The 15,128-nt window shown below is 35.7% G+C and carries 9 protein-coding genes, 3 pseudogenes and 1 riboswitch; of the genes and pseudogenes, 5 read left to right on the top strand and 7 right to left on the bottom strand.

Annotated features, from left to right (window positions below):
* Positions 1–118 precede the first annotated feature (118 nt).
* A riboswitch (TPP riboswitch) is annotated at positions 119–229 on the bottom strand.
* Between the two features lie 124 nt (positions 230–353).
* Positions 354–512, top strand: a pseudogene (locus JNUCC23_RS11390) (tyrosine-type recombinase/integrase); the annotation flags it as partial.
* A 104-nt stretch (positions 513–616) separates the two neighbouring features.
* On the opposite strand, the gene JNUCC23_RS11395 reads toward JNUCC23_RS11390, so the two are convergent.
* From JNUCC23_RS11395 to JNUCC23_RS11415, 5 genes and pseudogenes are all read right to left on the bottom strand, one after another.
* Complete coding sequence (locus JNUCC23_RS11395) at positions 617–2,200, bottom strand: SagB family peptide dehydrogenase (RefSeq protein WP_454215919.1); 1,584 nt, start codon at positions 2,198–2,200, stop codon at positions 617–619.
* Positions 2,201–2,224: 24 nt separating this feature from the next.
* The gene (locus JNUCC23_RS11400; RefSeq protein ID WP_454215921.1) at positions 2,225–4,165 is read right to left on the bottom strand and encodes a TOMM precursor leader peptide-binding protein; all 1,941 of its coding nucleotides are present in this window, start codon (positions 4,163–4,165) and stop codon (positions 2,225–2,227) included.
* Positions 4,165–6,111: a putative thiazole-containing bacteriocin maturation protein gene (locus JNUCC23_RS11405; protein ID WP_454215923.1), complete on the bottom strand. Its 1,947-nt coding sequence runs from the start codon at positions 6,109–6,111 to the stop codon at positions 4,165–4,167. Before JNUCC23_RS11405 ends, JNUCC23_RS11400 begins: the two co-directional genes overlap by 1 nt.
* Before the next feature lie 173 nt (positions 6,112–6,284).
* Positions 6,285–6,515: a heterocycloanthracin/sonorensin family bacteriocin gene (locus JNUCC23_RS11410; protein WP_403071449.1), complete on the bottom strand. Its 231-nt coding sequence runs from the start codon at positions 6,513–6,515 to the stop codon at positions 6,285–6,287.
* Positions 6,516–7,082: 567 nt separating this feature from the next.
* A pseudogene (locus JNUCC23_RS11415) lies at positions 7,083–7,577 on the bottom strand (DUF6198 family protein); the annotation flags it as partial.
* Between the two features lie 35 nt (positions 7,578–7,612).
* On the opposite strand from JNUCC23_RS11415, the pseudogene JNUCC23_RS11420 reads away from it, so the two are divergent.
* The 3 genes and pseudogenes from JNUCC23_RS11420 to JNUCC23_RS11430 all read left to right on the top strand — a co-directional run.
* Positions 7,613–7,831, top strand: a pseudogene (locus JNUCC23_RS11420) (LysR family transcriptional regulator); the annotation flags it as partial.
* 275 nt (positions 7,832–8,106) lie between these two features.
* Positions 8,107–8,826: a class I SAM-dependent methyltransferase gene (locus JNUCC23_RS11425; protein ID WP_454215925.1), complete on the top strand. Its 720-nt coding sequence runs from the start codon at positions 8,107–8,109 to the stop codon at positions 8,824–8,826.
* Between the two features lie 1,006 nt (positions 8,827–9,832).
* Positions 9,833–10,051: a hypothetical protein gene (locus JNUCC23_RS11430; protein WP_403071446.1), complete on the top strand. Its 219-nt coding sequence runs from the start codon at positions 9,833–9,835 to the stop codon at positions 10,049–10,051.
* A gap of 285 nt (positions 10,052–10,336) precedes the next feature.
* Here JNUCC23_RS11430 and JNUCC23_RS11435 read toward each other — a convergent pair whose 3' ends face one another.
* Positions 10,337–11,128, bottom strand: coding sequence for a hypothetical protein (locus JNUCC23_RS11435; RefSeq protein ID WP_454215927.1), 792 nt, complete (start codon positions 11,126–11,128; stop codon positions 10,337–10,339).
* Between the two features lie 1,144 nt (positions 11,129–12,272).
* Here JNUCC23_RS11435 and JNUCC23_RS11440 point away from each other — a divergent pair.
* Positions 12,273–13,391: a tyrosine-type recombinase/integrase gene (locus JNUCC23_RS11440; protein ID WP_403071437.1), complete on the top strand. Its 1,119-nt coding sequence runs from the start codon at positions 12,273–12,275 to the stop codon at positions 13,389–13,391.
* A 762-nt stretch (positions 13,392–14,153) separates the two neighbouring features.
* Here JNUCC23_RS11440 and JNUCC23_RS11445 read toward each other — a convergent pair.
* A complete protein-coding gene (locus JNUCC23_RS11445; protein ID WP_454215929.1) occupies positions 14,154–14,834 on the bottom strand; it encodes an HAD hydrolase-like protein in 681 nt (226 codons plus the stop codon).
* Positions 14,835–15,128 lie beyond the last annotated feature (294 nt).

Consider the following 15,128-nt stretch of genomic DNA (forward strand, 5'->3'; position numbering starts at 1 on the left):
AACACCTTCTTCTAAAATCATATGGTATCAATCCTATTCAGCATTTTTTGTTCATAAAAAAACCACTCTTCTAAATAGAAAAGTGGTTTGGTTTGAAATTTGTTCACATGCAAACAAGTACAAACATTCGCTACTTTCCTACGCAGGTTCTAACCTGTTCAGGTTTTGAGGGTTTAAAAAGTAACTACTTTCTTCTCAGCCCTTATCAAGGGATCCCCTAGCAATTTAACAATTTGATTTATTTGATTATTCTGATTCTAAATGTAATTCTAATACAATAATTAGAATGTTTCAAGTGAATTTCATTCTATTTTAATCCAGTTTTAAATAATAATGAATTTTTTGCATTATTTCCTCCCTCCCGCTTTTCGTTACATCATTTGCGTCATACCTTTGCGACGCTGATGTTGCAAGAAAATAAAAAGAACGTTGATTTACAAACGCTTCAAGAGCTACTAGGACATGAAAGGATTACATCAATGGAATCAATAAAGAAAAGCGAATCAAAGTAACATGCTCTAGTTCTGCCCCATTGTATTTGACTTTGTGCTCTAAATAATAAAAAGACCCCCAACCAAATTGGTTGAGAGCAAAATAGAGCGTACCCTTGTCTCTCCTAGCTAAGCAAAATCCCTTTTAACCAGGTACGGGGACGGTATGGACCTACCGGGATTTGAATCAAGCTGGTTTTTCCTTTCGGTTCGATTTCATAAAGTTCATCACATTGCTCCGCTTCAAATCCTAATAGTGGATGGCCTCCCATCCCTAAAGCACACGACATCAAGAGCAGTCGTTGTACGAGAATACCCACTTCCATCTGTTGAATGCGATATCCTCTATATCCCAATTTCTCTTTGAGGTGATTCTTGTCTCCAACGACATGCATACAGAGCGGAACTTGATACAGATTTACATTAGGCATTGTTAATCCTAATTGTAAAAACTCTCGGTAATCTCCTTGGTTTATTTCTCGAAGTGCATGAGTGTTAATGTCATAAGAGTATGCACCATTTGGAACTCCCTCTACATTATATAAACTGCCATACAAAGAAACACGAGCACAGACATTCCCTTGTGTGTCGTCTAGGTCATTCTGATACGTGAAGGAACATGTCTCTTTTAACAAAGTGGCTAGTTGTGTTTGACTTACTTTTCCCATCATAAAATCGCTATCAGGAGAATATCGCTTCCTGCAAATCGTTGCGAGATCGTACGAAAAGTATTCCATAACTGGTAGTAAAATCATCTCCGTATCTAAGGAAGGTTTCACACTATTATTTTTCTTTATCTTTACAAATGACTGCGTTGTTTCAAACATGGATGCTTCGTTAAGTTTTTTCAGCATCGGATAATCGACAGTCTTCTTTGAACGGTTATAAGAAACATGCTTCAACAATGGCACTTCCCGGCACAATTCTGTAGCAGAAACAATTTCTTCTCTATTATGATTGTTGCCAATACCATGGATGGATGGATTAATAGATAATGGGATAACCGCATATACACTTTCATCCTGTTCGGATAGCCCAAGCAAATGATTAATAGACCGATCAAGAAATTGGTAGCAGACCTTTGAAGAGAAACCCATCTGATTGGCTACTTCTAACGATTGCCCAATTAACACACCTGCATCTAACCCTTGCAGCCTGTAGGAAAAATTATTGTATTTATAGAAATTTTTCCAAAAAATTGTTGAGACAAAAACGGTGCAGAAACAGTCAGAAATAGGATAGCTATTTCCAAGACTTTTGGATAAGTAGACATCGTAATTTCCTTCTCGCACTAAAACGAGGCGATGATGTGCCACATCGTAATGGTAAATTCCTGTTGGAGATTCCGCAAGCTTTATATAAACATATAATTCATTGGGATATAACGCCCCTCCAGAAGGAACAAATCTCCGTACTGACTGGGCAAAGCTCACAGCTTTTTCCTTGCTTCCCTCGTTTAAAGCGAATTGAGAGTACTGAGTAAGACCGTAAACATACCATAAGAAATGACCAAGCTCCACCAAACTGGGTTTTAGATCAGCTTCTCTTCTTTGAAGTGCTAACGGTACATCTGCGTTAAGAGGAATCTCTGGTAAGCCGCGGTACAGTTTATAGGGAAGTGGTGCGTCTTCCCAGTCCACCTGCCAATCAGGTGGAGTGATTTTATCCGTGTCAAAATGTAGATGATGTAGAAATGTTTCTAGCTCCAAATCTTTTGTCCTCCTACGCTTCAATTATGGGAACGGATGGGGATATGGATTTAACTGTTCAAACGATAATGGCATCTTCCTAAATCCTAGTTGCATCGGTACATTGAGTACTCTCTTCAGCCCTTTCACACGGGTAAGGTGGTGTCCAAATGTCATTGGTAACATGCCGGGAATCAAGACCTTTACACAGAATAAGCCATTGCGTTTGATTATAGGTGTTGTTTGGTCAACCACAATGACTTCGAGGTTTAAGCGGTGGAACCTATTAAGAATATCTAAAAGATCATCCTTTAAATCAGGATTTACTGGCGGCTGCTTGAATTCCTCAGCAAACGTACGTAATGGACGATGATCATCCAATAAAAAATTCAGTCGTTCTTCTGCCTTTTTAAGACCAAATAACATGCCATGGTCCTCCATGGTCTGTACTGCGAACGGATTTTTTAGCATTCTTTCATATTTCTGCCGGTTTTTCTCCAATTTTTCATCATCCCTAAACATCATTCCTGCCAACTCATAAATTGCACTTTTTACAGCCCGCACTGGATCTGGGTTAGCACCAGCTGCACAAATGAGGTTTACACCTTTAGATTTTTTATTTTTTGCCACTGCCCAAACGCTTGGAATTTCATGTTCCATCGTAGAATTATAAAAATGAAGGTCATATCCCGCCACTTCACGGATACGGTCGGCCATTAGCTGTAATTCTTTATCGTTAGCAGAACTAAGATCAAGACGTGGAAGTGGGAGTCTGGCATACCAGGTTAATAAGAATGAATCTCGCTCAACAACCTCCATAATGGCATGGAAAATGGCTTCCTCTAAACTCCCCCCTAATGCACAGCCATTGGAGGTTTCATAAACAAAGCCCTCTCCATAGCCTAAACTGTAATAGGCAAGTAACTCTGGAACTAAAATAGGGCGTTCTTGTAAGAACGAATAGCCCCAGACCCAATTCATTGGATCATCAGGATGAAACGGTTTAAACGGAAAATGAGGCTTTTCATATTGATCCTTTTCATGTAATCCGACTGTTGCAGGATTTAGTGCTTGATTTTCTAAATTATGATAACTATCCCGGACTACCTTTCTTTTGCCTCGAGGCTCAATTCCACAATATCGTTCCAAACCTTCCAAAATAGCCGTTAACTCACTCATTTCATAAGAATTAGACCTTCCTGCTACTCCCTCATCCGCTTCAAACAATGGCATATTCATTAAAACATCAGCAAAGGGCAGCGTGAAATCTTGCATTTTTCCATTTAGGATTCCAGTACGATAATCAAGATAATCTTTGACAAGCACTGTTTTTAAATCATCCATTGAACGGCAGCGATAATCATCACCATTCAATTTAGGGCTAGATGCTAAGCTAATTTGAGCTAGTTCCGGTGAATCATCAGGTATTGAACTGCACACCGGGCACAATGGATCAGGCAAAAAAAGGTGACTTGAGTTCTTAAACGTTTTCAGGTTAGTAATGAACACTCTTTCTTCAAAGGTGCTGGGTTCTCCTTGAAGAAACTGCTGTACTTCTTTACATATCAAAGTTGCCATTTGCGACATTCCCATATGTGATGACCATGCATCTCGCTCTATACCTTCTCCTGATCCTAAACTCATCTGAAACTGCCACATTTCTTGGCGATCAGGACTAGCTAAAATGCGCCGTATGTCAGCACAGCGAGAGCATCCCATCTTATCGGGATGTACGAATGGGCCAATGATTCCTTCGCCAAATGAAACAAAACCTCGAAGCCACGGGATACCTGTGCTCCTTAATTTTTCTTCCGCTTGTTGATGAACCGAAGGATGCCAGGCATCGTGCAGCACCAAAACTAATTCTGTTTCTTTTGGAACCTCTTCTAAAATGCTTTGACGTGTTACGAGATAGTTGCCGGACAATTGATCAGAGACATAATCCGCCAATAAACCATGTCCGTCAATTAGAATATGGGCGGTCATCAGAATTCCTCCTCTCGTACTTGCACACCAAACACTCCTGCCAGTTTCTCTTTTAAAAAAGGTTCAAATGCAAGATCATAGACAAAGAGCCTTTTGTTGTTTCTGTTCAGAATTTGAACAGTGGATTGTAATAGTTCCAATTGTGATATTTCTTCACAAGAAGGGATTTCGAGTTTAACTTCCTTTTCTGTCAGAAAAACAGCCGACTCCACTTCCCGATTTGTTGAATTCACCTCGTTTTGAGTATCCATAAGTGCTTGTTGCAATGCACTCCGTAAGGCCAACGTTGTATTTAAACCAGCGCTAGTGTACCATCGGCTCTTAGACCTTACCCATATCACTGGGAAACCTAGCCCTAGCCTTTCATTATCCAAACCGATTGTTGGTGCACCATTTAAGGTAGTCAGGGCATTTAAATAAAACCTACAGCGAGGATCTTCTATCTTTTCGAGTTGTACATGAAAAATCGTATGCTGCTTATCAACCGTTCTGTTTTTCAATTTCTCCTCTAAATAGGCTTGTAGGCCACGACAAACTGCCTCCGCAATTGTTTCTCCTGCACCGATACCGATAAATCCTTTTACTATGTTCCCATCATCTTTATCTTCCTGATCGCCCAATCCCTTGATCATTTGTGAAACATACATTTCAATACCGGTCAGTCCGGCTTCCCTTTTTACCTCCTCATGTGTAAAACCCGAACAGACAACCTCTGTCAGAAGGTCTGCCGGTCCGTCTGACACTGGATTAACTGCTTGAACATAGCATTGCGAAAGAGGAAGTTGTTTCAAGTTTCGTTCCTCCCAAGTATGGAAAATCCCTATTTCTTCTGAAGTTAATTGACTGAAGTATCCCAAGAGATTTCCAGACGTTTCCTTTTTATCCCGTTCTTTCTTGAGCAATAGATCAAGATCTTCAACCAATCTAGGCGAAATACGTTCATTCTTATACATTGGATGTGTGATGAATGAAATCCAATCTCCTTTTTGCGTTTCAAGATCAAGCAGGTAAATTTGATTACTCTGCCCTGTTATTCCTGTAGTATTCTTGAAAAATTCGAATACAATAATATTTGCCAAAATTGCTCCCGATGTTGAAGAGTAGGCTTGATTCTTTCGATCTTCTTGCAATGCAGATTGATGGATGCGGCGCCATGCGGACTCCCAGCATCCATCCGATTCCGGATGCACCAAAGGACCCGCAAGCCCCACTTGGTCTAAACAGATAGCGGGTAGAAATCCCTTACTCTGTTCTTTGCAAACCATATTTAGATTCATAAGTTCTTTTACATTTCCATCCTGAGAAACATATAAAATCCAATCATATGGCTGCACAGCTTCCTGCAAAAAGCCTCTGCCTTCTCTTTGTTCAAATGGTACCTGTTCTACCTCTATCTCAGAGTCAGCCTTGTTGGCATTATGTACCAACTCATTAATCCTCACCAAATTTGTTGATTCTGAATCCGTCACCATGAAATGGAATTTGGGAAGTCCCGATTCAATTAATGCAGAGACCAATGAAACCAGAAAGGGACCAGATCCGACAGCAAGTACTTTAGCTTGACGGTATTCTTGAAAACGATATCCACCTGAATCTACAAAATTCTCAATAAATTCAATTTGTGAAGCATACTTTTCGAGAACTTTTGCTTTTAATCGATGTGGACGATCTTGACTTGTATCACGAACAAAGCCATTCTTGTACAATGTTTCTACAATCTCATATACCCTGCTCTGATACGGGGCTGTTAATCCCTCTGTTAATTCTCCCAATGTATGCTCCCCGTTGAACATCGGTACCAGCTTTTCAATCCACTGATAGATTGTACCGCCTTCCATACGGAATGAGCTTTCGTTATTCCGAAAATACACACCACCTTGTGGATCAGGTAGATAAAATGTATCCCTTTTTACCTTGGGACGTGAGTATGAGTTCAGTTTCTTCATTCAGCTCCTCCTTATTGCTAATCTCTTCTGTTTATGCACTACCATTTTATGTTCTGTAATTTGTCCATTATGATTAACTAAAAAAAGAAGTGTCCCTGCGGCATGCAGGGGCACTTTCCCTTTCATAAAATAACCTGAATTTTTTTGAAGAACTACCACCAATCTCCAAACTGCTAAATAAAGAAGCCAAAACAGCTGAAACCAAAACAACCGCCACAACGAAAACCGCCACAACCGCCACAACGAAAACCGCCACAACCACCGCAGCGACCACAACCGCCACAACCACAACGACGGATATCGTTAAACTGGAACGGATCTTGGCGATAATCTACAGGCATTACCTCACCAACTTGATAATTACCCATATCCAACATTTGTAGATCATTTTGAAAATTATACATTTTATTCTCTCCTTTATATTTAATAATCAGGCTAAGTACCTGAATAGAAAGCTAAACAAAGATAAATTGTGTTTTTTATATTTGAGACCATCAGATACTACGTGTGCTCTCTTCAACAAATTATGATTTTTTTAGGTTGTTGTTACTGAATTATGCGCCTATTTCTCGTTGAAAGTAACTTAGTAGGTTGCGTCCTTTAATTTATATTTGTAACAGATACGATAAATGAGCAAGCTACACAAAATCTCAAAGGTACATTGAGTTGTACTATGTAGTCAGATGTGGTCATAGTATTTTTCAGGCAATAAACAAACTCCCAGCCAAAATGGTTGAGAGCCTTGAAAGGTAGATATTAACGTGTTAAGAACTAAGGAGCACGGCGTACACCTATAAGTCTGTATTTTTTTACGTTCTTTTATAAACGTTGTTTTATCTTATTTCATATTTAACGTTTACATAGAAGCCGCTGAAAAATTTCAATATCAAATACAACAACGACGATATACTACTAGATGTAGCGTATCGTCGTTGTTAGCTTATCTATATTTTGTGTTTCGAAAGTAACATTTAGACTTCTTCAGTGCTCTCACCTTTATGTAGCAAGGCTCTTTTAAAGAGCTTTAATTTTTCATTTTGGTATACCCACTGTTGAAGAGGTCGTTGGTAATGCTTCATCATCCATCCTAAGATATTTCCGATGAAATATGCGGAAACTAGTGTTCCAATTCCGATTGAGCCAAATGATTCAATGAAAATTAAACAAACTACCCCAGACACACAAACATTAATTAAATCACTTGTAATTTTCGCTTTACTAAATTTTAGCTTAAATCGTTCGCTAACTACATACGTTAATGCATCGTAAGGCATTAATGGAAGTTTTGCTGTAAAATAATCGAGTAAACCAACTGATACAACGAATAAACTAATAATTACATATACACACCGAACAATGATTGTTTCAGGTGTTGGGAGAAGTTGCACAATGAATAGTGTAGCATTCATAAAGAATCCAAATAAAGATGCGATAATTAATTGAAGCACAAATTTTCTTAAATTGATGTTGCATTGCTTTTACGTACGAACAATAGTGAACAATTATCGAGTGTAAAGATATAACGATGATTGTAGCACTTGTCAGTAGAGAATTAGGCTTATCCGTTATTCCAAGAATGGATTATACATCGCCTTTATTAGAACGTACTACGCTTTTTGAACTGAAAAAATTTGATTCTAGTGTAGAGTCCGTCATCGTAAAAATAAAAGACGAACGAATTTCAAAATCAGCATCTCAGTTTTGGGAAATTGTTAATTAGATTAAGAAACGTTTTGATAACTAAGGAGTTCTACGTGCGCCTTTAAGACCGTGTTTTTTACGTTCTTTAATATGTGCATATAAGAAATATGAAATAAAATAATCATTTCAAAAACGAGGTCCTATTTTCACTAAAATCCACCACAACCACAAGCTTACCTGACATACTTTCACTCCTTATTGTATACCTTTGAGGGGTTTAAATATCTTTATGCCATTCTCGGATGAACATCTTATTTGTATTTTCATATTTTATAAAAATAAGAATTGAAGAAGGTGATTCTAATTGGTAGGTCAATATATTTAGATTTTTTGTCCAAATTTGGTGTTGGAGGGGCACACCCTGGTGGCATTGGTCTAACCAAGGAAATACTTAAGACTGAAGAAATTAATAAAACTTCTCGTATTTTAGATGTAGGGTGTGGTACTGGCCAAACAGCTGCCTATCTAGCTGAACAATACGGAGCAAAAGTAACGGGGATGGATATTAACCCTATAATGGTGGAAAAAGCAAAAAACAGAATGAGGAAATACCAATTACCGGTGGAAATTATTCAAGGCTCAATAGAGAAATTTCCAGTAAAGGATGGGAAGTTTGATTTTATTATTTCCGAATCTGTTCTCTCTTTTGTAAATAAGCCAACAGCTCTTAAAGAAATATTTCGATTATTAAAAAGCGGTGGTCGTTTTATTGCAAATGAACTTACCACTAATAAACGGCTTTCCCCAACTATTGAGGAAGAAGTTAAACAATTTTATGGATTAGATTCCGTCCTTATGGAAAAGGATTGGATCACTTTACTTGAACAGACTGATTTTAAAAATATAAACATTCGTATGCAAAAACAATCTATGCTCCAATACAATACAAATCCAGAATTCCAGTACTCAGAGTATATTGAACCTGAACTTTACGCGGTAATGTATGAACATTTTGATATAATAGTAAAGTATGAGGACGTTTTGGGCTATAGAATATTTTCATGTACTAAATAGTTTTTTTAGAGATTTAAACAGAAACTGCTAAATCTTTTATTCATTTTAATATCACTTTATAACCTTCATAAAACCGGAATTGCTGCTGATTAACATATATAATATCGCATCCATATTCTTAAATCATGCTTCTTTTTGAAAGTTTCAAATATAGTATAAAAAAGAGTGCGATAATGGCTAACTTCTAAGTGTTCAGATAATGTGGAGAAAACACAACATAATTTACTAAATCGCAACATAATTTGAACAGCAATTAAAAATATATATTAATTCACTAGCGTTGCATTAATTTTTCTCTAACCGGGCCTTAAATTCTTCCTTTTTACATGATCACCTTGAAAAGAGGGACGGTCTTCGTACGATTGCAAATGATGCCTGCAGGAGGAATTCCTTAAACCAGAGGAAAATAAAGGGCCAATAAAACGCAAAAAACGTACGCTAAGCAAATTATAACATGAATAAAGCCGATTTTCCTACACTAAGGAATCATCGGCTTAAATTTTAAATTGGATTAAATTAACATGATTAGGACAAGCTTGTTCCATCTGTTCTTTGCTGAAAGGACACTTCACCCGTTTGAGCTAGATTATCTAATAGTATTGTGTCTTTTTTAGGCCACCAACGAAACTCAAAGGTTCATTTTTATTTTTTGGTTTGCTGCTCTAACTGTTGCTCATTCCTCACCTCTTTACTACAGCCGCTCAGCGCTATGAATCCAACTAAACTACCTAATAATAAACCTATCGTAGCCGATTTACGCAAACTTATATTCTCCTACTTAAATATCTCTTTAAGAGTGCGATTGGATCGATCCTTTATATCTTCGTTTTTAGATTGACTTTTTCAATATATTAAGGAAATTTAATAATAAAACCTTAAATTTATAACTTCGGTCTAAATTTAAGGTTTACCCAATATTTTATAAAAGGGTGATGAATACTTTTACAAAAAAGTATCTTGGCCTCTCTATTGTGAATAAATTCTAATAATAAGGAGAGTACAAAAGATGGTTACCATTCATTTTTTTGAAAATAATTCTATAGTATTAAGTCAGCTGCTAAAACATATTCCTTCTGTGGATGAGGATATAAAAATTAAAGGTCGCAAAGGAAAAGTTTTAAGTGTTAAGAAAATTGAAGAAAACATAGTTCATGTACATGTAATTTTTGAACAAGTTAAGAAAAATCAACCAATATCAAAAGATACTAAAAAGAAAAAACGATAATTTATCAAAATCCCTCTTATCTTTGTAGAATAAATATAAAAAGCCCCACCTTACAGAAATGTAAAGTGGGCACAGCAACGAGAAAGTTGTGATATTTTCACATTGCCGTTTTCATATTCATTTTGCTTCTGTTTCATATGTTCGAAAAATAAATATTCTTCCATTTTTATAAATACGATCAATTTAATTTTTAACGATTTCATATAGCAATTAGGACCCGATTTTTCAAAAAAACCACATAGCACGTCATTCTAAGTCAAAAAAGGTATGAGAAAAATCTCTCTTTTATTTAAAAGTTACAAGCCAATTGAGTGTTTTGTCACCAAAGTCTGTTAGCGTATAAACTAAGTTTTGTTTTTGCCATTTTGCAAAGCTACCTTGATGTTCTGCATCAATGTGCAAATGCCCATATTGCTTTGGAATTGGCATCCTATGCGTTTCCAAAAATTCTACAGTTTCTTTCGCTGTCGCTAAGCTTGCTTCTGATTTTTCTGTTGTTGAACGTGCGATGATGGCCCAGCGTCCTTCATTCCAACTTGTAAATAATGAGCCCGCTCCTGCATCTTGATACCCAGTTATGCCATGGCCTAAATTAACAGTTTCACCATCAGTGAAAATGCTTTTATCTATTTCTTCACTGGCAGCTTCTGCCGTTGCATATTTAGTAATTACTAAATGTCCAATTAATTGCCCAGTTTTTTTTATATTCGGATCGTTTAAAGCTAGTTCTTTATCTGTTTCATAAAATTCAAAAGTTACTACATTTCGTTGTAAAGATGCAATAGCAGTTAAATATTTTCCTTGTGTGACAGAAAAATCTGCAGGTAACGTAATGTCCCATTCACTCGGAATAATGCTTTGGAAACTTATTGGTTCTGAATCGCTTTCACTTGTTACATCTTTATTTGTTTCAACGTGTTCTTCATTTTTTGTCCCTTGTTCTTCCGTCTGACCATGATCTGCTTCAACATCGTCTACTAGTTGTTCTTGATTTTGTGTTTGCAACTTTGTTTCGTCTTCATTTCCACAAGCAGTCATTACCACAATAATAAAAGTTAGTATTATTAGCTTTTTCATCGCATATCCTCTTTTCTTTTTTATTCTTCCCTTTCGTTATTTTTAGAAAGCTTATTATCACTCTTACTACAATCATATCTTTAACTACTGAGAAGTTCTCCTTAAAATCGATAAAACTTTCTGGATCTGCACTTAAGTTCGTGCAATAAGTATTTCTTCACAAGTTGGTATAAAAATTAGCGATTATACAATAACTCACTTTTAAAATATTCATAAAGCATTAGAAACATACTGCCAAAACATACATCAATTAAATGCTAGTAACAGTAATTGGACAATGAAGCATTGAGAAATATTCCGTTATTATATTAGTCTCAATTGTGTTTAGTAGTACTTGACTAGTAAAAAGATTCCAGCAACCTTTGGGGCATATACAGTACAAATAAATGGTAAGCATCAGAATATAGAATTGTTTATTTTCAACGGTATACTAGATTTTCAGAAGAATTTTTTCGTAGTAAATTCGCATTGAAACTATTTTCATCTGGTCAAAACAGTTCTAGAAAAGGTTACGGAAAATATATATAAATGATTAAATTATTATATCAATATATTTAAATATAGATAAAATACCAAAAATTACGGATTATTACTGACAATAGATTATATCAATATACTTTTGGGTTAATTGGATTACATTTTCTGTTGAATCCGTTATGATAATAAATGTTGTGCATACATAAATGACAGTTTTTGTTTTTTTATTTGCCATTTGAAAATTCTTCAATAGTCCCTGATCAGACATCTGTATTTCTTTGTTACTCACTCCTATTTGAAAGCTATCTTCGTATGTCCACATGAATATACTTCATAACCATTAACTATTAATTAATCAAGGCTAACATAAACCTTTCAAAAAAAGAAGTTCATTCACTCTTCCTCGCTATCAAGCGGAAACTTTTTGGAAGAATTTATAAAAATACTAAGAGCCGCTGTAATGAAATGAATGACCAATGGTATTAAAAAAGAAAACTAATTTCGTCTGAGAGTGAATCTCAGACATTATAAAAATAGATATTTTTGTGAAAGAATCCCTATATAGAACGAATATTCTATGTTAAAATAGAAGTAAAGATAAGTATGTCTTATCTTTACTATACATAATAAAATTATGATAAATCTAATACATATAGGAGACTAACTAATGAATGATTTAACCCTTCTTGATCATTTGACGAGTGAGCACTATTTAACGCAGTTGCAAAATAAATTAGAACATCGACACTTACTTGATGAACATCGAAACCTTTCTCTTTCGGATAGTTCTGAGCAAGATTTTTTGGAATTATTTTTTTCAGAAAAAATATTTACTCCAGATAAGTCGCTATCCCCACACACGATAAGAGCTTACCGTTCGGATGCTAAAACGTTACTACAATTTTTAATGGAGCATTCCCTGACTTTTCGAAATATAGGTTTTCCAGAAGTAAAAGCTTACAATAAATATATTAAAGAAAAGTATGCCTCTAAATCTGCTATAAGAAAACTAGAGTTTTTTCGAAGACTATTAGACTTTGGATACGAAACGCAATTTTACAAAGCACTTCTTTCCACTTGGATCTCCAAGCCAACATCTAAAAAAGGACACTATATAATAGAAGAAACTCGTTCAGCAGCAGAGCAAACTCGGGTCCAAGTCAGAGAATTGAATCAGAAAGATGCGGAATATCTGATTTCCTGCTTCCCTAAAATTGTAAAAGCAAATACGAATCGTGAACAGTTGGAAAAACGTAATTTATTGATTGGCTATCTTCTCTATACCACGGGTCTTCGTGCCAGTGAGCTAGTAAGTTTGAATTGGGGCAGTTTTCGTTACAATCGTCAAGGTCATTTATATGCGGATGTGATTGGTAAAGGGAAAAAACCGCGATCCATTCCCGTCAAAGAAGAGACTATAGAACTGCTATTCGATTATCGCAAAAGTCTTGGAGAATCTGTTGAGATAAATCCAGAGGATGTCAGCCCGCTATTTTTCGCTTTATATAATAAGAAAGAACCATGTAAACATAAAAAACGGTTAACCTATCCAAGCCTTTATAAGATTGTCAAGGAAGCCGTTCATTTGGCAGGAAAAAATTCTAAAGTCTCACCTCACTGGTTTCGACATACCTTTGTCACGATGTTACTTGAAAATGATGTTCCGCTTGCTGTGGTTAAGGATTGGGCCGGTCATTCTGATATTTCTACCACAAATATATACTTGGAACGTGTGAATCAGGATAATACGTATATTCATTTAAATAAAGTGAATGTGTTTAAGTGACTGATTAATAAATTCCCCGCAAACCTTACAATGTGGGGAATTTGCATTGACTTTGAAGTCTATGGATATAAGTCTGGTACATAGGTCATAATGCACGAGATTATACAAAATAGGAAGATACTTTTCACAATATTCACGTCTAGAACAAAATTAATGAAGAGTAGTATGCAAAATTAAATTTAATTTCGTCTGAGAGCGAATCTAAAGCATACTAACTCGCTGTTTTCTTGGTCTACACTACGTTTTAATAGAATTCCAGCATATTACTGACCACAATCGCTTAATAATTTTAAATGGTGTGTTAACGTTGCATTCGCTTGAATATCTAACTTATTAGTCATTACTGCACAAGCTATTTCTCGTTCAGAAGCTAATTCTTTTAAAAGTTGTAGACGGGCTTGCTCACCTTTCGTTGTTATTTATCAAATATTAAAAACCAGATCAATTTTAAAGTCATTTCAAAAATATCTACTTATTCAATAATATGGCTTGATTGTGGAAAATCAAAGGGGGTTGAATCAGTTCGTTAAAGAAAGGGGGGATGTATGATTATAATTATTTCCGAACATTGGACCACCAATTTGGTGGTCCAATGTTGAATTAAAGTACCTTGTTAGCCATTCATGTAGCCCTGCTTCATCACAGATTATGTAAGAAAATATCGTTCTTACATGGTAGAAGAAAACATGCAGTTTAAACCCGCTCCTGTGTAATCACTAAATTTTTGAAAGTTTTCATATATAAGTTCTAATGCTTCTTCCGTTACTCTTTGAGAATACAATTCTGTTGTTTCATTTTAGGTAATATTGTTTTTAGCTCGATTAGATCAGCTATTACTAAATCAGCCTGAGCGAGTTCATCTTCCTGTGCAAAATCAAAATTACATCCAATTGCAATTAAACCATTATCTTTGGCCGCATTAATATCAGATAGACGGTCTCCGACTACAGCTGCTTTTTTTATATCATATTTTTTTATAATTGTTTTAACTAAATCTCCTTTATCGAGCGTTTGAATTTGTTGAATACTAAATGTTTCAGTAACCCAATTATCCAAATTATAATAACTCACAATTGCTTTTAAATATTCCGTTAAACCATTACTAGCTATGTAAATGGCACAATTATTCTCTTTTAAATAACTGAAAACTTCCTTTACATGAGGATATAAGGCACCTTTCCCACTTCTTATGTTTTCAACTAAACTTTCCAGAAAATAAGCATCCGTTTGTTCTCTTACTTCATTGGAATGGTTAGGTAACAAAGTTTCCCATACTTGTGGTAAAGGTACACCCATAATTTCACGGTATTTATCAATAGGGGTTACTGTATTCCATATATGTAGTGACCGTAAATGGTTAAAAGTATCATCAAGTGATAATTCTAAAATTTTATCTGTTTGAAATAGAGTTCCATCCATATCAAAAATCAATGATTGTAACATTGCTTTCTCTCCCTTTTTCCCAATGCTAAATAACTTCTAATAAATTGTAACATATAGGCAGAATAATTTAACCATTTGCTTAGGTTTGTCCCCTCCACTTCCAGTTGCTCTAGCTATCGTCAATCTACCTTTCGTTCTTTCGCTTAATGATATCGTGTTTTAATTCAGTTATGCTGGCCAGCGAACTGAAGAAGGATTTCCCTTTAGCCATTGATATGCCTGATTGAAGATTTATAAACATTTACCAATAAAACATCATTTGGTCTCAACCCTAACTCTTCCGTACAAATAACC

The organism is Peribacillus sp. JNUCC 23 (genome assembly GCF_053653995.1).